The sequence below is a fragment of the Paenibacillus sp. JCM 10914 genome, from assembly GCF_001315105.1.
Lineage (GTDB): Bacteria > Bacillota > Bacilli > Paenibacillales > Paenibacillaceae > Paenibacillus_AQ.
Window position 1 is genome coordinate 1 of sequence record NZ_BAZR01000027.1, and the last position, 21,422, is coordinate 21,422.

General features: G+C 49.2%; 23 protein-coding genes and 1 pseudogene. 20 read left to right on the forward strand and 4 right to left on the reverse strand.

Annotated features, from left to right (window positions below):
• Nucleotides 1-37: 37 nt before the first annotated feature.
• From JCM10914_RS22010 to JCM10914_RS22020, 3 genes are read right to left on the reverse strand one after another with little or no spacing between them, the layout of a single operon-like run.
• A complete protein-coding gene (locus JCM10914_RS22010; protein WP_023964824.1) occupies nucleotides 38-229 on the reverse strand; it encodes a PDZ domain-containing protein in 192 nt (63 codons plus the stop codon).
• 29 nt (nucleotides 230-258) lie between these two features.
• Nucleotides 259-747 carry an SRPBCC family protein gene (locus JCM10914_RS22015; protein WP_023964826.1) on the reverse strand — a complete coding sequence of 163 codons (489 nt, stop codon included), beginning with the start codon at nucleotides 745-747 and terminating at the stop codon, nucleotides 259-261.
• A complete protein-coding gene (locus tag JCM10914_RS22020; RefSeq protein WP_023964828.1) occupies nucleotides 748-1,056 on the reverse strand; it encodes a metalloregulator ArsR/SmtB family transcription factor in 309 nt (102 codons plus the stop codon).
• Between the two features lie 310 nt (nucleotides 1,057-1,366).
• Between JCM10914_RS22020 and JCM10914_RS22025 the strand changes: the two are divergent.
• The 17 genes and pseudogenes from JCM10914_RS22025 to pssA all read left to right on the forward strand — a co-directional run bounded on the left by JCM10914_RS22025 (nucleotide 1,367) and on the right by pssA (nucleotide 18,317).
• Nucleotides 1,367-2,277: pseudogene (locus tag JCM10914_RS22025) on the forward strand (ABC transporter ATP-binding protein).
• On the forward strand, nucleotides 2,270-3,028 hold the full coding sequence (locus JCM10914_RS22030) for an ABC transporter permease (RefSeq protein WP_023964834.1): 759 nt from the start codon (nucleotides 2,270-2,272) through the stop codon (nucleotides 3,026-3,028). Before JCM10914_RS22025 ends, JCM10914_RS22030 begins: the two are co-directional and overlap by 8 nt.
• 45 nt (nucleotides 3,029-3,073) lie before the next feature.
• On the forward strand, nucleotides 3,074-3,439 hold the full coding sequence (locus tag JCM10914_RS22035) for a GntR family transcriptional regulator (protein ID WP_023964836.1): 366 nt from the start codon (nucleotides 3,074-3,076) through the stop codon (nucleotides 3,437-3,439).
• A 22-nt stretch (nucleotides 3,440-3,461) separates the two neighbouring features.
• Nucleotides 3,462-4,163, forward strand: a complete 702-nt coding sequence (locus JCM10914_RS22040; protein ID WP_023964838.1) for an ATP-binding cassette domain-containing protein — start codon at nucleotides 3,462-3,464, stop codon at nucleotides 4,161-4,163.
• Nucleotides 4,160-4,906 (forward strand): hypothetical protein, encoded by a 747-nt coding sequence (locus tag JCM10914_RS22045; protein WP_023964840.1) that lies wholly within the window; start codon nucleotides 4,160-4,162, stop codon nucleotides 4,904-4,906. The genes JCM10914_RS22040 and JCM10914_RS22045 overlap by 4 nt, the downstream gene beginning before the upstream one ends.
• Nucleotides 4,907-5,080: 174 nt before the next feature.
• Entirely contained in the window at nucleotides 5,081-6,184 is a 1,104-nt protein-coding gene (locus JCM10914_RS22050) for an amidohydrolase/deacetylase family metallohydrolase (RefSeq protein ID WP_036719603.1), read from the forward strand.
• Entirely contained in the window at nucleotides 6,162-7,265 is a 1,104-nt protein-coding gene (locus JCM10914_RS22055; protein ID WP_023964844.1) for a DgaE family pyridoxal phosphate-dependent ammonia lyase, read from the forward strand. The genes JCM10914_RS22050 and JCM10914_RS22055 overlap by 23 nt, the downstream gene beginning before the upstream one ends.
• A 1-nt stretch (nucleotide 7,266) precedes the next feature.
• Nucleotides 7,267-8,022: a KDGP aldolase gene (locus tag JCM10914_RS22060; RefSeq protein ID WP_023964846.1), complete on the forward strand. Its 756-nt coding sequence runs from the start codon at nucleotides 7,267-7,269 to the stop codon at nucleotides 8,020-8,022.
• On the forward strand, nucleotides 8,015-9,031 hold the full coding sequence (locus JCM10914_RS22065; RefSeq protein WP_023964848.1) for a sugar kinase: 1,017 nt from the start codon (nucleotides 8,015-8,017) through the stop codon (nucleotides 9,029-9,031). The genes JCM10914_RS22060 and JCM10914_RS22065 overlap by 8 nt, the downstream gene beginning before the upstream one ends.
• Nucleotides 9,032-9,039: 8 nt before the next feature.
• Entirely contained in the window at nucleotides 9,040-9,756 is a 717-nt protein-coding gene (locus JCM10914_RS22070; protein WP_023964850.1) for a GntR family transcriptional regulator, read from the forward strand.
• A gap of 356 nt (nucleotides 9,757-10,112) precedes the next feature.
• Nucleotides 10,113-10,574: a CtsR family transcriptional regulator gene (locus tag JCM10914_RS22075; protein WP_023964852.1), complete on the forward strand. Its 462-nt coding sequence runs from the start codon at nucleotides 10,113-10,115 to the stop codon at nucleotides 10,572-10,574.
• A 24-nt stretch (nucleotides 10,575-10,598) separates the two neighbouring features.
• Entirely contained in the window at nucleotides 10,599-11,123 is a 525-nt protein-coding gene (locus JCM10914_RS22080) for a UvrB/UvrC motif-containing protein (protein ID WP_023964854.1), read from the forward strand.
• Nucleotides 11,124-11,161: 38 nt separating this feature from the next.
• Complete coding sequence (locus JCM10914_RS22085; RefSeq protein WP_023964856.1) at nucleotides 11,162-12,226, forward strand: protein arginine kinase; 1,065 nt, start codon at nucleotides 11,162-11,164, stop codon at nucleotides 12,224-12,226.
• Nucleotides 12,227-12,342: 116 nt separating this feature from the next.
• On the forward strand, nucleotides 12,343-14,799 hold the full coding sequence (clpC, locus tag JCM10914_RS22090) for an ATP-dependent protease ATP-binding subunit ClpC (RefSeq protein ID WP_023964858.1): 2,457 nt from the start codon (nucleotides 12,343-12,345) through the stop codon (nucleotides 14,797-14,799).
• A 272-nt stretch (nucleotides 14,800-15,071) separates the two neighbouring features.
• Nucleotides 15,072-16,439 (forward strand): DNA repair protein RadA, encoded by a 1,368-nt coding sequence (radA, locus tag JCM10914_RS22095; RefSeq protein ID WP_023964860.1) that lies wholly within the window; start codon nucleotides 15,072-15,074, stop codon nucleotides 16,437-16,439.
• A gap of 13 nt (nucleotides 16,440-16,452) precedes the next feature.
• Nucleotides 16,453-17,529, forward strand: coding sequence for a DNA integrity scanning diadenylate cyclase DisA (gene disA, locus JCM10914_RS22100; RefSeq protein WP_023964862.1), 1,077 nt, complete (start codon nucleotides 16,453-16,455; stop codon nucleotides 17,527-17,529).
• A 47-nt stretch (nucleotides 17,530-17,576) separates the two neighbouring features.
• Nucleotides 17,577-18,317: a CDP-diacylglycerol--serine O-phosphatidyltransferase gene (gene pssA / locus JCM10914_RS22105; protein ID WP_036719605.1), complete on the forward strand. Its 741-nt coding sequence runs from the start codon at nucleotides 17,577-17,579 to the stop codon at nucleotides 18,315-18,317.
• Nucleotides 18,318-18,385: 68 nt separating this feature from the next.
• Here pssA and JCM10914_RS22110 read toward each other — a convergent pair whose 3' ends face one another.
• On the reverse strand, nucleotides 18,386-18,781 hold the full coding sequence (locus JCM10914_RS22110) for a hypothetical protein (protein ID WP_023964866.1): 396 nt from the start codon (nucleotides 18,779-18,781) through the stop codon (nucleotides 18,386-18,388).
• Between the two features lie 282 nt (nucleotides 18,782-19,063).
• On the opposite strand from JCM10914_RS22110, the gene JCM10914_RS22115 reads away from it, so the two are divergent.
• The 3 genes from JCM10914_RS22115 (at nucleotide 19,064) to ispF (ending at nucleotide 21,414) form a co-directional block, all read left to right on the forward strand.
• Nucleotides 19,064-20,152, forward strand: coding sequence for a PIN/TRAM domain-containing protein (locus JCM10914_RS22115; RefSeq protein ID WP_036719572.1), 1,089 nt, complete (start codon nucleotides 19,064-19,066; stop codon nucleotides 20,150-20,152).
• Between the two features lie 78 nt (nucleotides 20,153-20,230).
• On the forward strand, nucleotides 20,231-20,929 hold the full coding sequence (gene ispD / locus JCM10914_RS22120) for a 2-C-methyl-D-erythritol 4-phosphate cytidylyltransferase (RefSeq protein WP_023964870.1): 699 nt from the start codon (nucleotides 20,231-20,233) through the stop codon (nucleotides 20,927-20,929).
• Nucleotides 20,926-21,414, forward strand: coding sequence for a 2-C-methyl-D-erythritol 2,4-cyclodiphosphate synthase (gene ispF, locus JCM10914_RS22125; protein WP_023964872.1), 489 nt, complete (start codon nucleotides 20,926-20,928; stop codon nucleotides 21,412-21,414). Before ispD ends, ispF begins: the two co-directional genes overlap by 4 nt.
• The last annotated feature ends 8 nt before the right edge of the window (nucleotides 21,415-21,422 follow it).

A 21,422-nucleotide genomic window follows, 5' to 3' on the forward strand; every position in this document is an offset into this window, starting at 1 on the left:
ACCGCTATCGAGCAATCGATAGCGGTCTTTTCCTATATCACTTAGCCAAAATCTGTTTTTGCCCATAAGGAAGTACAGGCAGGGTTACGCTAAGATATATCCCATCCCTCACGAATTCGAGCGTTACTTCCTCGCCAGGCGACATGGAGGTAACGATGTCCTCCAACTCATCATACAACTGAATGTCGTTGCCGCCTGCGCGCGTAATGACATCCCCGATCTCAAGCATACCCACTGCGGAAGTGCCAGGGAAGATCTCTATGACTTGACACCCTTGAGCGACTCACCCTGATATGTATAATGATTCATGCCGATCCAACTGGACCAGAAGGTAGAGCGGATATCTTGATCATTCTCCAGTACACTCTTCATATTGCGCATGAACCGATACGTACCGAAGGCCATATTCTCCATCATCATATATTCTTGTTCATTTGACCACAGTCCGGTGTATTCAATAGCGACTAGCGTCCCGTCAGTATGGGGCTCGATCGTCCAGATCGTGAGCTCACCATCTTCGCCCTTAACGGTAAGCTTGCGGCTCGGAATAAGTTCCTCAATGACACCCGTGTAGGATACACCCCACCCGTAGTCTAAAGCGATCTTGCCTCCAAGCTTCAAATCGATTTCACAATGTCGAGTTTCCCAGCGGTTACGCTCCTCCGGATCGGTTAAGGCTTTCCAAGCCCTCTCAGGGGAAGTGCGGATGACGATTTCTCTTTTGACATGCTTATAAATAGTCTTCATTTAAGATTCCTCCTCGAGATATTGTTGCAGTGTGCTTAGTTTGTGCTCCAGAATACGACCGATCTCATATTGCAGTTGAGAGTATGCTTGCTCAAATACAGGAGCATTCAAGCGATAGAAACAATACTTGCCTTCTCTGCGTTCAAGTACTAGCTTCTCTTCCAGCAAAATGGTCAAATGTTTCTTAACCGCAGGCTGCGAGATATGAAATGCTTTCACGATATCGATCTGCGGCAGTTCCCGGTGCGCAACCATATTCAATATCTGCCTCCGGATAGGATCGGAAATCGCCCGATAGATATCACTCATGAATGAACCTCCTCCCATCCACATCATATAACCTAAAGGTTATATGACGGTTCAAGTATAGAATACCAAATTTCAATTGTCAATAAAATCAAATTCATAAATTAGGCTTTACAATCACAATGAATTAGTGTACTATTCAACTATAACACCGATACAATGAAGGGGAGATATTATGACAAGTTCCAACTTAATCACGAATACGAACCATTCATCTCATATAAATCATGCGACCATCTCACAGACTGGCTCTTCCTCGGAGACAAAGCAGCGTTTATCGGATAAGAGGCAAGCAGAACAACCTGTTGTGCTAATGGTAAACGGAGTTACGAAGACCATCGGCGGCAAGAACATCGTAGATCGACTGTCGTTTGAAATACGCCGTGGAGAAATTGTTGGATTGCTAGGTCCGAACGGGGCCGGGAAGACAACGACCATTCGAATGATCGTAGGTCTAATCGGTATCTCAGGTGGATCTGTCCATGTTCAAGGGCATAACGTTCAGGAGCAGTATGTCGAGGCGATACGGCATGTTGGGGGCATCATCGAGAATCCTGAGTTTTATCCGTACATGAGTGGATACGATAACCTCAGGCAGTACCAACGAATGTCCGAGGGAGTAACCATTACGAGAATCATGGAGGTCGTAAAGTTAGTGGGGCTTCAGGATGCGATACACAGGAAGGTGCGCGGTTATTCCCTGGGTATGCGTCAACGTCTTGGGATCGCACAGGCCTTACTGCATAATCCTTCGATATTGATTCTGGATGAACCCACAAACGGTCTGGATCCTGCGGGCATTCGCGAAATGCGTGACTATCTCAAGCAGATTGCACGGGATGAAGCATAGCCATTCTCGTATCCAGCCACCTGCTCTCGGAGATGGAACTGATGTGTAGCCGAGTCGTTGTAATCCAAGAGGGCAAGTTGGTCACGGAACGATCCATTGGTAGTAGCATTACTGGCGAAGAACTCACTACACTTACGATAAGAGTTCATGATACCGAACTAGCAGAGCGTGCGATAAGTAAGTTCGAAGACGTCCAGTTGCTTAATCATCGCCATACAGATGGATCAATCGTTCTCCAACTGACGGAAGAGCGCATACCCGAACTAATAGAAAGCTTGTGCGAGTCTAAGGTGAAGGTATACCGAGTAGAAGAGAACAAATCCTCGCTGGAAGAGGAATTCCTGAAATGGACGGGGGGTAACCGCATTGCGTAACTTTGGAAATCTGGTGTGGAACGAATGGCTTAAAATGTTTAAAAAACGCAGTTTTTTCGTACCATACGCCCTATTGATCGTCATGGTGATTTCCGCGGCATATCTATTGTTTAAGATCATCGGTGGTGGAGATAACGGTTATGCGTTTGCCAGAATGATGGTAAGTACCAACGGTATGGGCCAGATGATGACATTGCTCGCCATTGTGGTTTCGGCGGGTGTCGTAGCGAAGGAGCATAGTCTTGGGACCATTAAGCTTTTGCTTATTCGCGCCCAGAGCCGTACTGCGATCCTCGCGTCGAAATATGTAGCCGTTTTGATCTATTCACTAACCTTGGTGGCACTCTTATTCGTTGTGTCGGTGCTAACCGGTCAGATCACATTCGGCATGGGCGACGGTTCAGCCGGGCTGAATGAGGTCCTAGTCGCGAGCCTATACAGTCTCATCTATACCGTCATCTACGTTACTCTTAGCTTCATGGTCGGTATATTGACTCGATCGACGGGACCGGCGATATGGATTGGCATGTTTATGGTCATTTCAGAGAATCTGGCTGTACAACTGCTCGCCCGGTATTCCTGGTCCAAATACTTGCTGTTTTTCAATGTGGATCTAGGTATGTACAGCGGGGGCGGAAATACTCCTGTGCCAGGTATGAGTTTGACGTTCTCAATTATTGTGCTCGCTGTATATCTCCTCTTGTTCCTTGCGACAGGCTTTGTTACCTTTAAAAAACGGGATGTCGCGTAAAAGAACGGAGTTCGAGATAGAGCGGCGGAAAGGAGCAACCCAATCGTGAGTATAGACTTTGATAATAATCTGCCGATCTATTTACAGATCATGACGTATGTAAAGAAAGAAATAATAATCGGTAACCTTCAACCAGGAGATAAAATTCCTTCGGTGCGGGAACTAGCAGGGGAACTTCAGATTAACCCCAACACGGTACAGCGAACATTTCAAGAATTGGAGCGTGAGGGTATTGTGGAAACACGGCGCGGCTTAGGCCGATATGTAACCAATGAGGAGTCCAAAATCATGACCATCAAAAAAGAAATGGCCGGCGAACTGCTGGAGCGATTTATCCGCGGTATGCAGGAACTTGGCTTTCAAGAACAAGATATCGTATCAATCGTAGAAGATGCAGTCAAACAACCGTAATCCGAAGTGGAGGTGAATTATTGTGCAACCTATATTGGAGACAAAGGGTTTAACGAAGACGTACATGGGTGGCCGAAAGGCGCTGCATGATGTGAATATTCAGATTGGCGGCGGCAAAATCATTGGGCTACTCGGCACGAACGGCAGCGGAAAAAGCACGTTCATGAAAATCGCCGCAGGATTGGCCCAGCCCTCGTCTGGGACCATCCAAATCAAGGGCATGCCTGTAGGACTGGAGAGCAAGAAGGCGGTCTCATTCATGCCGGATCGCCCCGTAACGGAGTCCTGGATGAGTGTCGCTGATGCCGTCGCATTCTTCCGCGATTTCTATGAAGACTTTAACATGGAGAAAGCAAACAGTATGCTGCAGTTCATGAATTTGAACAAGAGCGACCGCATCGGCGCTCTGTCCAAAGGGATGAACGAACGTCTTCAGCTAACACTGGCACTGTCGCGGGATGCCAGCTTGTATATGTTGGATGAGCCGATCGGTGGCGTGGATCCGGTTGCCCGGGGCAAGATCCTGGATGCCATCGTCGAGTTTTATAATGAAGATAGCAGCATCCTCATATCTACTCATCTGGTTCGCGACATCGAGCGGATATTTGACGAAGTGATATTTATCCGTAGCGGAGAAGTGGTGCTGCATGATGAAGTTGAGAATATTCGACTGAAGCATGGGAAGAGCGTGGATGACATGTTTAAAGAGGTGTATGCGGAATGATGAACTTGCTCAAATACGACTGGAAGAGAAATGCGACCACGTTGCTGGGCGCGCTGGCCGTATTGTTAATCATACAGGTGGCCATCAATTGGGGTGGTTCCCTATGGGGCTGGGGTATGGTGACCCGATTCGGATTAAGCATGATGGCTTATGTAACAGCGAGTGTACTGCTCCTGGTGGTTGCATGCAAGACGTTTGATTTCAACATCAAGGCGTATCACCGAAGACTGGTGCCTGTGCGCTCGGTATGGACTGTGGTCTCCGTGCTGCTCTTGTCTTGTATAACAACGTTCCTGTTATCCTGTTTTGCACTGCTGCACTTCTGGTTTTTCAGGAACGTGACTGGAGTTGAATGGAATGAGCTTATTCTGCCGGAGTCTTGGCTCTTTCACGCGGTAACAGGAGCTATTTTAATAGCGTGGAAGTTTATCTTTTTGATGCTCACCATTTTCTTTGCAATTACTGTATCTCGCAGTCTGGCCAGAAAGGGCAGCATTTGGATCGGGATCTTGGCGTTCTTCCTGCTCCATTATGTACTCGGATTGCTCTCTCACATGATTTTTGGGGAAGGGAGCGACTGGATCGGGTCGATAAGCACCGTACCAATGGAGAGTGGAATCGACTTTCATGTTACGCAAGGTCAATATCTACTGGGATGGGGCTCCATCGCTTTTGAGGTCGTGATGGCAGCGCTCATTCTATATACGATGGTGTACTTGATTGACCGTAAGGTTGAAGTTTAGATTTGAAGTAGAAGTGATGTTTCAAAAAAAGAGGTTGCCCAGCGGCAGCCTTTTTTACTATTATCCAGCTTTAATCCTTAAACATTATAACGTTATATTCACGTGCCGAATGATCTGTGCTATGCTATGTATAGGTTAAATTGTTAGCAGTAAAGGGGTGAGGATATGACAATATTGGAGCAGCGTTTCGTGCTGCGCAATGTTCGAACGGTACAGGACCAAGCTCGGTTTGACATTGTAATGGAGAACGGGTTTATCACGGATATTGCCGCCGCTAATACGGCGACAGCTCCACATGTCTACGATGGTACGAATCAGTATGTTTCCAGTGGCTGGATTGATATGCACGTACATGCACACGCCAAGCTGGAACCTTATGGTGATGCCATCGATGAGATTGGTGTGAAGCAAGGCGTAGCCACAATCATCGATGCGGGAAGTTGTGGGGCGGATCAAATAGAGGAATTGGCCACGGAGATAGCCAAGGCGAAGACGAACGTATATGCCTTCCTGAATATTTCGCGTATCGGACTGCAGCGAATAGATGAACTCTCCAATCTGGCGTGGATTGATGCAGCGAAAGCCATGAAAGCCGTGTGCAATTATCCGGACCTCATCATCGGACTTAAGGCAAGGATCAGCCGAAGTGTGGTCAAGGAGAATGGAGTCGAACCTCTGCGGTTGGCGCGCACGCTGTCTGATCAAGTATCGCTCCCATTGATGGTACATATCGGATCAGGGCCGCCACGGATTGAAGAGGTGCTCGAACTTTTGCAGAAGGATGACATTGTCACTCATTATCTGAACGGGAAAGCGAACAATCTGTTTGATTCGGAAGGTAAGCCGCTGCGGGAGCTAGCTGCAGCTATTGCTCGTGGGGTGCACTTGGATGTAGGCCATGGGACGGCGAGCTTTTCTTTTGCCGTGGCGGAGAATGCCAAGCTGCACGGGATACACCCGGGCACGATCAGCACGGATATTTATCGCGGCAACCGGGTGAATGGACCGGTGTATAGCTTGGCTAATGTCATGAGTAAGTTCTTGTATCTCGGATACAGCCTGCAGGATGTCGTATCCGCCGTGACGGACCGCGCAGCGGGCTGGCTCAGCCGACCTGAGCTGGGTCGGATCCGCGTAGGGGATGCGGCTCACCTGACATTGTTTGAGATGAAGCAAGGAGCGCTGAGCCTCACGGATTCTGAAGGTGAGAGCAGAATCGCGGATCGGTATATCGAACCTAAAGGAGTGGTAGTCAATGGATCATTCACTGCATGCTAGATATGGATTGAAACGGGTAGTTAATGCCAGTGGCCGCATGAGTATTCTCGGGGTATCGGCACCGACGGATACGGTTATGGAATCGATGCGGGTCGGCGGGCAGAGTTATGTTGAGATTGCCGACCTTGTGGATAAAGCAGGGGATTACATCGCACGAATTCTCGGGTCAGAAGCAGCGGTTGTGGTCAATTCCGCCTCAAGCGGCATAGCACTTTCAGTTGCAGGCATCGTGACTCAGGGGAATCGAAGACGCAGCGATCGTCTGCACCAGGAACCGATTGCCAAGAACGAAATCATCATGTTCAAGGGACATAACGTTCAGTATGGTGCACCGGTGGAAACCATGGTGTACCTTGGCGGTGGCCACGTGGTTGAGGTTGGTTATGCAAATGAAGGACGCAAGGAGCACATTGCTGAAGCCATTAATGAGCGGACGGCTGCGATTTTGTATGTGAAGTCTCATCACTGTGTACAGAAGAACATGATCTCCGTAGAGGAGGCCGCGGAAGTGGCACAAGCACACGGAATCCCGTTCATTGTGGATGCCGCTGCGGAGGAAGATATTCAGAAATACGTGAAATATGGTGATCTTGCCATTTATAGCGGCTCCAAGGCGATCGAGGGTCCAACATCAGGCATCGTCGGTGGGAAGCGGCAGTACATCGAATGGGTTAAAGCTCAATTGCACGGTATCGGGCGAAGCATGAAAGTGGGCAAGGAGACGACGTTCGGCTTGCTTCAGGCGTTGGATGAGTATACGGTGAAGGAAGACAAGAGTGAGCAGGAGAAGGCTGCGCTCGAAGAAATGAAAGTTTTATCGAATCTGCCGGGTGTTGACGTGACTATCGTACAGGATGAAGCGGGACGAGCGATCTTCCGCGGACGTGTAAAAGTGGATGCGGAAGTAGCGGGTGTCAGTGCGAAGTTGATGAACGATCAGCTTCGCGAAGGGGATATCGCTGTCTACACGCGCGATTACGGCGTACGTCAGGGATATTTTGACATCGATCCACGCTCGCTATCCGGGGATGATCTACAGGTTATCATAACAAGAATACAACAAATTGCAGGGGGACAATAACATGGCGAATATGGACAAGCGACTTTACAAGAACCGTGCGGCATTAAACGTGCTGGCGGGGAGCATTCAGAACGCAAAGGAAGTATTTGAAGCATCCGAAGGGCATGTATTGGTTGGCGTGCTTTCCAAGAATTATCCGAATGCAGCTGAAGCGGTAATCGCGATGAAGGAATATGGCTCGGCTATCGAGGATGCGGTTTCGATTGGACTCGGTGCGGGTGATAACCGGCAAGCGGCCGTCGTCGCTGAGATCGTGAAGAGCTATCCCGGCACGCATATTAATCAAGTATTCCCGGCTGTAGGCGCAACGCGGGCTAACTTAAACGGCCAGGACGGCTGGATTAACAGCCTGGTATCTCCATCAGGACAGGTAGGCTATGTAAACATCTCGACAGGACCGATGAGTGCTGCCGGATCGGATAAAGCCGTTGTTCCAGTCAGGGCGGCGATCGCATTAGTGCGCGATATGGGCGGCAATGCACTTAAATATTTCCCGATGCAAGGACTTAAGCTTGAGGACGAATATCGGGCAGTAGCCAAGGCTTGCGCAGAGGAAGGTTTTGCGCTGGAGCCAACGGGCGGCATTGATAAGGAGAACTTTGAGGCGATCGTAAGAATTGCTTTCGAAGCGGGTGTTCAGCAAGTAATTCCGCACGTTTACTCTTCAATTATCGATGCTGCTAGCGGAGATACGATCGTAAGTGACGTGCAAGAACTGCACCGTACGTTAAAAGCACTGGTTGATCAATATGCCTAAGTCGATCGCTGCATTCGGCGAGGTCATGATGCGTCTGCAAGTACCGGGTTACGCATCCTTGGCTCAGGAGAGCCATCTGAACTATTCCTTCTCCGGCACGGGTGTCAATATTGCATCCGCGATGGCGAAGCTTGGTCACGACGGGTATCTGGTTACTACATTGCCGGATAACCCGCTTGGTGAAGCGGCAATATCGTATCTGCGGAAGCTGGGCATAAACACGTCTCTCGCCAGTCGTGGCGGCAAGTATGTGGGGATGTATTTCTTGGAGAACGGTTTCGGCGTAAGACCGGGGCGCGTCACTTACACCGACCGGTTGGGAAGCAGCTTTAATACCGCCCAGGACGAGCTTTACGATTTCTCGGCGGTGGCTCGCGTCATCGACATCATTCATTTTTGCGGCATCACCCTTTCCATGAACGACGGTGTGCGGGCACAGATGAAAGCTTTGGCGCGGGAAGTCAAAGCGGCTGGCGGCACGGTGGTGTTTGATTGTAATTATCGTCCTTCTCTATGGGGAGCAGATCGGTACGCTTTTGCCAAGCCTCATTATGAGGAAATGCTTTCATTAGCAGATATCGTGTTCATGAATGAGAAAGATGCTCTTTTCATTCTCGGAATGGAGACTGCTTACGAAGATCGAGCCGAGCAATTGCAGGACCTGATTCCTAAAGTGGCGAAGAAGTATAACATCTCGGCGTTGGCCGGTACGCACCGCAGCATTAATGGAGATAATACGCATTCGTTGCAAGGGTACCTCTATACGGGCGGAACATTTCATTTCTCGCAGGCGCGCACCTTTGCCGTTCATGACCGCATTGGAGCGGGAGATGCGTACGCGAGCGGGATCATGCACGGTCTGTCGGAAGGTTATGAACCTGTCCGGACCGTAAATTTCGCTGCTAGCGCGGCGATGCTGGCCCACACCGTAACGGGAGATACACCGACAGCCAATGAGCGTGAAATCTTACAGGCGATGAACACGCATTTGTCGGATGTGGAAAGGTAGGCTGAAATATGTCCATCACGCGGAAGAACGGACCGCTGTACTTACAAATCAAAAAAATCATGAAGGATCGTATTCTGCACGGCGTTTATCCGCTTGGTTCGCATATTCCTTCCGAGCCTCAATTGGAACAGGAATTCAAAGTAAGCAAGATGACGGTCCGTAATGCCATTCAAGAGCTGAATCAAGAAGGGTATGTAGAGAAGCGAAGCGGCATCGGGACGATCGTGATCCGGAATACTTCGTTCTCGAAGCTCTCCAAGGGCAAGCGGTTTACTGAAATACTGGTGGAAGAAGGACATCAAATCCGCAAGCGTCACCTTAAGGAAGAGTGGGTGAGCAACGAACCCGGCGAAGCGCTATATGAGAAGTTCGGGGAGCGCTGCATTCGAATTGATCGATTGTATCTGCTTGATGGCAAGCCGTACATTTTTTACACGCATTATTTGTCTTCCGTTGTGGATATGGGCGGAGATTTTCCTTCGGATGAACTGCCCTCACTATATGACCGAATAGAAGAAAGTCAAATCACGCTGGAAAATTTCAGGGATCGCTTTACAACTGCGATAGCTGACGAGGAGCTGGCTTCATTGCTCAATGTGGAGCGAGGGGCCGTGCTACTAAAGCGTTTAAGATCATCTTATGACGGTGAAGGAAACATCATGGAATACAGCATTGGTTATTACAACACGGAGCTGCAGCATTATTTGATCAGTTATGACATTTGATAATTGGTAGCAGGTCCGAATATCAAGCGGCCCTTTTCAGGTAACGAACCTGGGAAGGGCTGTTTTTTTGTAAGCATGGATGAAATGAAGTTCATCTAAGGCTATAAGTGCATAAAAATGTGGGTACAATATAGGTATTGGACTCAGAAATGGATAAGATTGATTTTTTGATTCACCCCCTCTTGGCAAAAATAAAATATGTGCTATAATGAAATCAAAGTCAAAGAAAGTCAAAGTCAACGAGAGGTTCGCTGATTTTGATTGTGGTTATAATCAACGTATATGCAAGGCTCTGTGCGGACGTGTAAGATCACTATCCGTCTTAACGTTTCATACAGTGGAGGATGAACAGACCAATGCGTAATATCTCTGATATTATCGAACAATACCTGAAGAGCATACTGCAGGAAAGCCCTGAGGGGACTGTTGAAATCCAGCGTAACGATCTGGCGGAGCAGTTCGCTTGTGTTCCTTCCCAGATCAACTATGTAATCAGTACCCGATTTACATTGGAGAAAGGCTTTCTCGTGGAGAGCAAGCGTGGTGGGGGAGGTTACATACGCATTCAGCGAATTGAGCTTCCCCAGCATCATGCGCTGCAGCAGCATCTTCACCATACGATTGGCAGTATGATCGATCAGACTGTTGCTGAAGGGCTGATATATCAGCTCGAAGAATCCCGGTTCCTGACCCGGCGTGAAGCCAGTCTCATGCGGGCGGCAATTTCGCGTGAATGTCTTAATGTGAAGCTTCCGTACCGTGACGAACTACGGGCCAGGATCATGAAGGCGATGTTAATTTCATTATTAGGCAAATGAGTCTGCGTAAGGGGGGCATAGAGCATGGTATGCCAGGAGTGCGGTAAAAGACCGGCGACACTTCATTTCACCAAGATTGTGAACGGGGAGAAGACGGAATTTCATTTTTGCGAATCTTGTGCCCGTGAAAAAGGGGAATTGATCCCCGGTACGTCGAATGGTTTCTCTATACACAGCCTGCTGTCAGGTCTGTTGGACCTGGATCCCTCAGGGAAAGGCCAGGCATCTGGTGTCCATCCGGCCCAGACGCTGAAGTGCGAGGATTGCGGGATGACGTATTCACAATTCAGCAAGCTTGGCCGTTTCGGCTGCAGCTCGTGTTATAAATATTTCTCAGATCGTTTGGACCCGTTATTTAAGAGAGTGCACGGGGGAACGTCTCATGTCGGTAAAGTGCCCAAACGTACCGGTGAGCGAATCCAGATCCGACGCCAAATCGATGAACTAAAGAAGGAGCTTCAATATCGGATCGTGCAGGAGGAGTTTGAGTCAGCCGCGCAGATCCGTGATCAGATCCGTGAGTTAGAGAAAGGAATGGCGCAAGAATAGCTTGAATCGTTATGCACTTTATGTAGGAGGAATGCGTGATGTCTAATCTCCGGTTTACCGATAAAGCACTCAGCGAGTGGATGCGCGGTAACGGTCAGGATTCCGACATTGTCATCAGCACTCGAGTCCGGGTGGCGCGTAACCTGCAGCATCTTCCTTTCCCGCTACTGGCGAATGCTGAGCAGTCTGGAGAAGTGCTGGAGCGACTGACCGCCGTGCTTCGAGATGATGAGCATTTGGATGAATTCGGCAACCTGCACATCATCAAATTAAATGAGATTGAGGAACTGGATAAGAAAGTGCTTGTTGAGAAGCATTTGATTAGTCCGAGTCTGGCGAATGAATCGAGAAACGGTGCGGTTTTTCTAACCGAAGACGAAGCCGTTAGTATTATGATCAATGAAGAAGATCATTTACGCATACAGTGTTTGTATCCCGGATTCCAGGTCAAGGAGGCATGGGAGCGGGCGACGACGCTGGATGATGTGTTTGAATCCCAGGTTGATTATGCTTTTGACGATAAAAGAGGCTATCTTACGAGTTGTCCGACGAACGTCGGAACGGGGTTACGGGCATCGGTCATGATGCATCTACCTGCTCTGGTGATGACTCAGCAGATTAACCGAATTCTTTCAGCCGTATCACAAGTTGGATTAACGGTTAGAGGAATTTACGGTGAGGGCAGCGAAGCATTAGGTAACCTGTTTCAGATATCGAATCAGATTACGCTCGGTCAGACCGAGTCGGAGATTATTGAGAATCTTCATAGCGTGGTTGTACAGATCATTGAGCACGAGAAGAACGCGAGAGCGCGCCTTCTTAGTGAATCCAAGCTTCGAATAACGGACCGCATTATGCGCTCCTTTGGCATCTTGTCTTACGCGGCTGTGCTGGATTCGAAGGAAGCCGCTCAGCGCTTATCCGATGTGCGGCTGGGCGTGGATTTGGGGCTGCTCAATGGTCCTGATATCCCGGTTATGAACGAATTGAATGTGAAGACACAACCGGGATTTTTACAGAAGACATTCGGTGAGGGCATGAATCCATCCGAGCGGGATATGTATCGCGCAAAATTAATTCGAGAGACGCTTGGTGAGCAGTAAGTCAAATCAGCTTTAATCAGGTATAACGGACGGCATCGATCTGTATAGCAGCATGATGCTATACACCGATTGTCGATCGACTAAATATATTAATTGAAACGTGGAGGTGCAATACGATGATGTTTGGCAGATTTACGGAACGTGCGCAGAAGGTGCTTGCATTGGCTCAGGAAGAAGCGGTAAGACTGGGGCACAACAATATCGGCACAGAACATATCCTGCTGGGACTTATTCGCGAGGGAGACGGAATTGCAGCCAAAGCGCTGATCGGTTTGGGTCTTGGCCTTGAGAAGATTCAGGATGAAGTAGAGACATTAATCGGGCGCGGACAGGAGCAGCCAACCAACATTGCTTATACGCCTAGAGCGAAAAAAGTAATTGAGCTCTCCATGGACGAGGCTCGTAAACTGGGCCACACTTATGTGGGCACAGAGCATATATTGCTGGGTTTGATCCGTGAAGGCGAGGGTGTAGCCGCACGTGTGCTGAACAACCTCGGCATTAGCTTGAACAAAGCGCGTCAACAGGTGCTGCAGCTTCTGGGCAGCAGCGAGGCCGTTTCAAGCCACCACGGTACGCCGCAAAACGTGAGTACACCGACACTCGACAGTCTTGCTCGTGACTTGACGGCGATTGCTAAAGAAGGCAATCTGGACCCGGTTATCGGGCGCAGCAAAGAAATCGAGCGAGTCATCCAAGTGCTCAGCCGTCGTACGAAGAACAACCCGGTGCTGATTGGTGAGCCAGGGGTCGGTAAGACCGCGATCGCGGAAGGCTTGGCCCAGCGTATTATCAACAATGAGATTCCTGAGACACTGCGTGACAAACGCGTAATGACGCTGGATATGGGCTCCGTTGTTGCAGGAACGAAATACCGCGGCGAATTTGAGGATCGTCTGAAGAAGATCATGGATGAGATTCGCCAAGCCGGCAACATCGTGTTGTTCATTGACGAGCTGCATACGCTGATCGGTGCCGGTGGCGCTGAAGGTGCCATTGATGCTTCCAATATTCTCAAACCATCACTCGCTCGCGGCGAACTTCAGTGCATCGGTGCAACAACGCTCGATGAATACCGCAAATATATCGAGAAGGACGCTGCCTTGGAGCGTAGATTCCAACCAATTACTGTGGATCAGCCATCCCCTGAGGAAGCAATCCAGATACTCTACGGTCTGCGTGACCGTTATGAAGCCCATCACCGTGTGAAGATTACGGACGAAGCGATTGAGCAAGCTGTTAAATTGTCCGACCGTTACATTACGGATCGCTTCCTTCCGGATAAAGCGATTGACCTGATTGATGAGGCTGGTTCGAAAGTTCGCCTTCATACGTATACGATTCCGCCGAATCTGAAAGATCAGGAAGCACATCTGGAGGACATCCGTAAGGAGAAGGATGCCGCAGTTCAAAGTCAGGAGTTCGAGAAAGCGGCGGCACTGCGAGACACGGAGCAGAAGCTGCGTGAAGAGCTGGAGATCACCAAGAATCAATGGAAAGAAAAACAAGGCCGTACCGATTCCGAAGTGACACCTGAGGATATCGCGGATGTCGTGGCCAACTGGACCGGCATTCCTGTAAATAAACTGAAAGAGGAAGAGACCGAGCGTCTGTTGAATCTGGAAGAAATTCTTCACAGCCGTGTGATCGGTCAAGAAGAAGCAGTTAAAGCCGTTAGCCGTGCGGTTCGCCGTGCACGAGCAGGACTGAAGGATCCGAAGCGTCCCATGGGCTCCTTTATCTTCCTTGGTCCTACTGGGGTAGGTAAGACTGAACTGGCACGTGCGCTTGCAGAAGCGATGTTCGGTGATGAAAACGCAGTGGTACGAATCGATATGTCCGAGTACATGGAGAAACACTCAACGTCCAGACTCGTTGGAGCGCCTCCGGGATATGTTGGTTATGAGGAAGGCGGTCAACTTACCGAGAAGGTTCGCCGCAAGCCGTATTCCGTTGTACTCCTCGACGAAATCGAGAAAGCACATCCAGAAGTGTTTAACATCTTGCTTCAAGTTCTGGAGGACGGCCGTTTAACAGATTCCAAAGGGCGCGTCGTTGATTTCAGAAACACCCTCATTATCCTCACCTCGAACGTAGGTGCGGAAGCGATCAAGAAGAATTCAACCCTTGGCTTTACAGCGGTGAGTGATTCTGGTCGTGATTATAACAATATGAAGGGCAAAGTGATGGATGAGCTGAAGAAGAGCTTCCGTCCAGAGTTCCTGAACCGGATTGATGAGATCATCGTATTCCACTCCCTCGAGGAGAAGCATATTGCTGAGATCGTGACCTTGATGTCCGACGAGTTGCGTAAGCGACTGCGTGAGTATGATGTCCAGTTTGAGCTTACCGATAAGGCCAAGGCCTTTATCGCGAAGGAGGGATATGATCCTGCCTTCGGTGCTCGTCCGCTGCGTCGGGCTATCCAGAAGCACATTGAGGACCGCCTGTCGGAGGAACTGCTGAAGGGGAACATCACCAAGGGCGACTCGCTTATCATCGATGAAGCGAATAGTGAGCTGGTTGTAACCAAGACCGAAAGCATCGCAACTGTATCAGCTGAAACCGAATAACGTTATGAACCCCGCTACCAGAATCCGGTAGTGGGGTTTTGTTTGTAGTGGTGTTCATTCCATTTTCCTCCTGTACCAGCGATCTTAAGATCGATCCGGCAGCGGAGCGGGCATGAAATTGCACGATTCAATAACAAATCTCTTCTATATGACGTAAAGTTTCCGATTAGCCTTTACGTTGAAATATAAGAAATGGTAAACTTTGAGTAATGCCTGATTTTGCAGGGTTTTACGAAATTCGACAAAGTCCAGGTGACATAAAGGAGACTTACATGGCCAAAACTAAGACGAAGTTTTTCTGTACCGAATGCGGCTATGAAGCGCCGAAATGGTTCGGGAAATGTCCGGGCTGCCAATCATGGAATTCCATGGTGGAGGAGACCGAGACGGTTATCAAGACGCAGGGGATGAATTCCCCTCTTTTTCATAGTAAAGAAAAGCCCCTTTCGATCATAAACATAGAAAGCGGCAAGGAACCCAGAATTCAGACGGGGATCGCGGAATTAAACCGGGTTCTGGGCGGTGGACTCGTACCTGGATCGCTTGTGCTGGTTGGCGGTGATCCGGGTATCGGTAAGTCCACGCTGCTGCTGCAAGCCTCCAATCGCTTGGCTCAGAACGGTATTCGCGTTCTTTATATATCCGGTGAAGAATCTGTGCGTCAGACGAAACTTCGTGCGGATCGGCTTGGAGCTTTGTCTCCCGAATTGTTCGTTCTCTGCGAGACGAATCTGGAATCGATTGAGGAAGCCATCGAATCCGTACAACCGGGGTTTGTCGTGATTGACTCTATCCAGACGGTGTATTTACCTGAGGTCACGAGCGCGCCGGGTAGTGTATCCCAGGTGCGGGAGTGCACGGCTCGTTTCATGCGGCTGGCCAAGGTAAAGGGGATTGCGACCGTTCTGGTCGGTCATGTGACCAAGGAAGGAGCCATCGCAGGGCCAAGGATGCTGGAGCATATGGTGGATTGCGTGCTTTATTTTGAGGGAGAGCGTCACCACACCTACCGCCTGCTGCGGGCGGTGAAGAACCGCTTCGGTTCAACGAACGAGATCGGCATCTTCGAGATGGGGGAGGATGGCCTTCGTGAGGTCGGCAATCCTTCGGAGCTGTTCTTATCCGAGCGGCCTTTAGGCGTAGCCGGGTCGACCGTTGTCGCGAGTATGGAGGGAACCCGTCCGGTCCTTGTCGAATTGCAAGCACTCATTTCCACGACTCATTTTCCTTCTCCTCGCCGGATGGGAACCGGAGTAGACCACCATCGCATGAATTTAATCATCGCGGTACTCGAGAAACGTATGGGCATGTTTTTGCAAACGCAGGATGCTTATTTGAATGTGGCGGGCGGAGTGAAGCTGGATGAGCCAGCGGTCGATCTGGCCATCGCGGTTAGCATCGCGTCAAGCTTCCGCGATATTCCAACGAAACCGTATGATGTGATATTTGGTGAGGTTGGGTTGACCGGTGAGGTTCGTGCCGTTTCAAGGGCAGAGCAGCGGGTAAAAGAAGCGGAGAAGCTTGGTTTTAAACGTATTCTCATGCCAGAGAAGAGCTTGAAGGGATGGAAACATCCGAAAGGAATACAGATCATAGGAGTAAATACGGTTGCAGATGCATTAGCGGTTGCGTTAGATTAGGGGGCATACGAAGGTGAAAGAAACGAGCCAACTGGACAAAATGAATGACTTGCTGAAGCTTGTAGCACCCGGGACGCCGTTTCGCGACGGACTGGAGAACGTGCTACGAGCCAAGACTGGCGCACTAATCGTGGTCGGTTATAGCCCTGAAGTGATGGAGGTCGTCGATGGCGGATTCTCCATCAACTGCGATTTTTCGCCCAATTATTTATACGAGCTGGCCAAGATGGACGGCGCCATCATTTTAAGTGAGGATCTCAAGCGAATCTTGTATGCGAACACGCAACTGATTCCTGATTCCTCCATCTCCTCCATTGAGACGGGGATTCGGCACAGAACAGCGGAGCGGGTTGCCAGGCAAACAGGCAAGCTGGTGGTGTCGATCTCGCAGCGTCGTAACATCATTACATTGTATCAAGGCGCGCTGAGGTATTCGCTGAAAGAGATTGGCGTGATTCTTACCAAAGCGAATCAAGCGATACAGACGTTGGAACGGTACAGAGTAGTGCTGAACCAATCGCTTACCAACTTGTCCGCCTCCGAATTTGAAGAATTGGTTACCATTCCGGAAGTGGTTAACGTCATTCAGCGTGTAGAGATGGTACTGCGCATTAAAAAGGAGATCAAACGTTACATCAATGAGCTTGGTAACGAGGGACGCTTGATCAGCATGCAGATGGATGAACTTGTGAGCAATATGGAGGAAGAGGCGTGGCTGCTCTATGCTGACTACGCCAGAGAATACAGCGAGGAGAAGATTCGTGAGATCATTCTCTCCCTCAAGCGTTCAACAGATGAGGAGCTGCTCGATATTCATCATATCGTGAGACTTCTGGGTTACCCGGCCTCGGCGGCTGCATCAGAAGAAGAAATACTACCACGTGGATACCGGATTTTGAACAAAATTCCTCGTTTGCCTAATGTAATTATCCGTAATCTGGTCGATCGATTCCAGGACCTGTCCAGCGTGATGAACGCATCGATTCATGAACTTGATGAAGTGGACGGGATTGGGGAAGTGCGAGCACGAACAATCAAGGAAGGCTTGAAGCGATTGCAGGAACAAGTATTCATTGACAGGCAAATCTAAAAGGCTACAATCGATGTTCGAACGTACAAATATACGAGGTGAATATAATAATGACGAAATCAATTCCGAACATGTTTACTTTAGGTAATCTGTTTCTCGGAATGATTGGTATCATCTTAGCAACAGAAGGCCGAACTAGCATGGCTGCCATCATGATTATCATTGCCATGCTCCTGGATGGGCTGGATGGCCGAGTAGCCCGGGCGCTGAATGCGCAGAGTGAATTCGGCAAGGAGCTGGACTCATTGTCCGATGTGATTTCATTTGGGGTCGCACCAGCATTTATTATGTATACTGTTGCTTTTACAGATATCAATACAGCACTTGCCTGGACGATTACCGCAATATTTCCTATGTGCGGTGCGCTCAGATTGGCGAGGTTCAATGTTAGACCGGGGATACCGGGATATTTCATCGGTTTGCCGATACCGGCTGCAGGTGGGGTACTGGCAACACTGGCGTTATTCCATGAAGAGATTACCGCACCTTATATGATTTTTGCTATGTTATTACTTTCTTATCTCATGGTTAGCTCCGTTAAGTACCCTAACTTTAAGAAAATCGGCATTCCGAAGACTGCGATCAAATTTACGCCGTTTGTCATTGTTGGCGCAGTGATGGTCGCTGTGTTCTTCCCGGAACAAACGTCGATGCTGATCTTTGTACCGCTGGTGCTCTATGCCGGCTATGGGTTGCAACAGAATTTCCGCAGGCTGACCCGCAAGAATCGACGTAAGAAAAAAGATGACCATAAGTCCGACGAGGCGTATAATTCCTCCGACCGTTAGAATATAAAAAGCATTTATTTCACTGCTGAGGCAGCGAGATAAATGCTTTTTTTCATGCGATCTATTCTTTATGACAGGTTAAACAAACCGAGTGTCGAGCATTTCTGTGATTCTTTTTCGACAACCTCATCGAGCTGGATGTCCAGCAGATTCGCCAAGGCGGACATATAGAATATGTTGCGGCCTAGCTCTGTGCTAACCGCTTCGCGGCAATTCTCGCACAGATGACCATCGACGTGGGTGCCTGCTAATTCTTTGGCGTGTTCGAGATCAGCGCCGATATCGAAGGATTGCTTCGTAGCGTGGAGCTCGATGCACCCGCATTCTGTTATCGCTTTGGTGACGGCACGGTTGACTGACGCATTGCTTTGACCATTCTTAGACAATACATCCAATAGACTGCGGTGACGGAGCAACAATTCGGATACTTGATCCTGAAAAGCCTGTAGACTAGGAGCACTCATTTATACATCCACCTCGATATTATGAATTGAGTTCATTATATTCCACTCGTTCGGGCGATTTCAACCAATTTCAGGTGTTTGAAGGTGGCCAATACCAATGTTCGGGCATAGGTGAACATGGAATAAAGCCAGATGGGGAAGGGGAAAGATCAAGAATCGCATGGATTATGACAGTCAGAAAAAAAGATGCAGCACTACGATTACGACCTGATAAATTGGACCATACTGGAAATAGAAGCAAGTTAATTTCAGGTGATACAATAAGGAGGTGTGCGAAAGCTCATGTTAAAAAAAGCTATCTTAGCATTTACGGTCTTATGCGGGGCATGGTTCGGGTATACGTTATATCATATAGTGGAGCGGTCTTTTCCCGGGCTCTCGCCTCTTTTTGGACAAGAGGTAATGGCAAATGGAAGTGGCGTTTTTGCAGTACTCGGCGGGCTTATATTCGGCATGATTGGCGTGTTTGCATCGGATCGCGTGGTCAGGGGGCTGCACAGCATGATCTCCTCCTTCTCTCGAATCCCGATGAACGAGTTAGCCGCGGGAACGGCAGGTTTGCTAGGTGGCCTGTTATTGTCCCTGCTGTTATCTCCCGGGCTTTCATTGCTCGGCCAGGCAGGTAAGCTGTTACATGTAGGAATTATGGTACTTGGCGGATATATCGGACTGCGCATTGGGATTGAGAAGAAGGATGAACTGGCTTCTTTGTGGATGTCAGGGAAATGGAGTCAAGCGGCAGAGCCGGAAGGCCGCCGGGTGGAAGAGCATAAAATTCTGGATACAAGCGTGATTATCGACGGACGGATCGCGGATATTTGCAAGACCGGATTCATTGAAGGCACGATCGTCATCCCTGAATTCGTACTTGAAGAGCTTCAGCATATTGCCGACTCTTCAGATTTACTCAAGCGTAATCGTGGTCGCAGAGGATTAGATATTCTTAATAAGATCCAAAAAGAGCTGGATGTGAAAGTGCTGATTTACGAAGGGGATTTTGAAGAGATTTCGGAAGTGGACAGCAAGTTGGTTAAACTCGCCAAGGTTCTTCAAGGCAAGGTGGTTACCAACGACTTCAACTTAAATAAAGTATGCGAGCTTCAGGGAGTATCGGTACTCAATATCAATGATTTGGCTAATGCCGTGAAGCCTGTTGTTCTACCAGGCGAAGAGATACTGGTTCAAATCATTAAAGACGGCAAGGAGCACGGACAAGGCGTCGCTTACCTGGATGACGGAACGATGATCGTGGTCGAAGGCGGTCGTGAGTATATCGGCACAACGATGGAGGTTCTGGTGACGAGCGTACTGCAAACGTCGGCGGGTCGGATGATTTTCGCGAAACCGAAACTGTTGGAAAAAGCCCAGTAAACGGGGTATGATGGGGATATACACATATCCGTTTACCGTCAATCTGTGACGTGTGGGGAGAAGACAGGAGTTTTGTGCATGCGAAGTGGCTTTAGCGCTGTCATTGTGGCGGCAGGGAAGGGCACGAGAATGGGGACACGAGAGAGCAAGCAATACCTGGCCTTGAATGGAAAACCTATCATCGTGCACACCCTTGATGTTTTCAGCCAGGTCCCGTGGCTGCAGGAGATTGTGCTTGTGACGGGCGCAGCGGATGTGGCTCGCTGCCAAGCCTGGGTTGAAGAATATGAGCTTGGCAAAGTGACTGCTGTCATCCCAGGCGGACGTGAGCGACAGCAGTCCGTATATAAAGGGCTGAAGCAAATCCAAGCTGAATGGGTAATGATACATGACGGTGTAAGGCCGTTTGTAACGCTAGAAGAAATTGAATCCTGTCGTGAAGCGGCAGTTCGAGATGGCGCATCGGTATTGGCGGTGCCCGTGAAGGATACGATCAAACAAGTGAACGGTCAGGGACTGATTACAGGGACCCCGGATCGTCAAAGTCTGTGGGCCGTTCAGACCCCACAGGCTTTTCGTCTTTCTGAATTGCTCTCCGCTCATGAAGCAGCGGAACGTGACCGTTTTATCGGGACCGATGATGCGATGCTGATGGAGCGTGCAGGACATTCGGTGGTCGTTGCGGAGGGAAAGTACAGCAATATTAAAATCACCACACCTGAGGATTTGGCGTATGCAGCTTTTTTACAGACAAGTAAGGGGGAGAATATGGAATGATTCGTGTAGGACAGGGGTTTGACGTACATCAACTTGTAGAAGGAAGACCTTGCATTATTGGGGGAGTAACGATTCCGTATGAACGAGGGTTGCTGGGACATTCAGATGCAGACGTATTGCTGCATGCCATAACGGACGCGATCCTAGGAGCACTGGGCTTAGGGGATATCGGCCGCCATTTTCCGGATCATGATCCGGCATTTAAGGATGCGGACAGTTTGAAATTGCTGGAACAAGTATGGGTCATGGCAAAAGAACGTGGGTATACTCTTGGTAATATAGATGCGACGATTATTGCTCAGAAGCCCAAGATGGCACCTTACATCCCGCAGATGATGGAGGTTATAGCCGGTGCGCTGGATGCAGAGGTAGAGCAAGTCAACGTGAAGGCAACTACAACCGAACAGCTCGGCTTTACCGGTAGAGGCGAGGGGATTGCCGCGCAATCGGTTGTCTGCCTTGTAAAAGGTATGCTATCATCTTGAAGGAATCT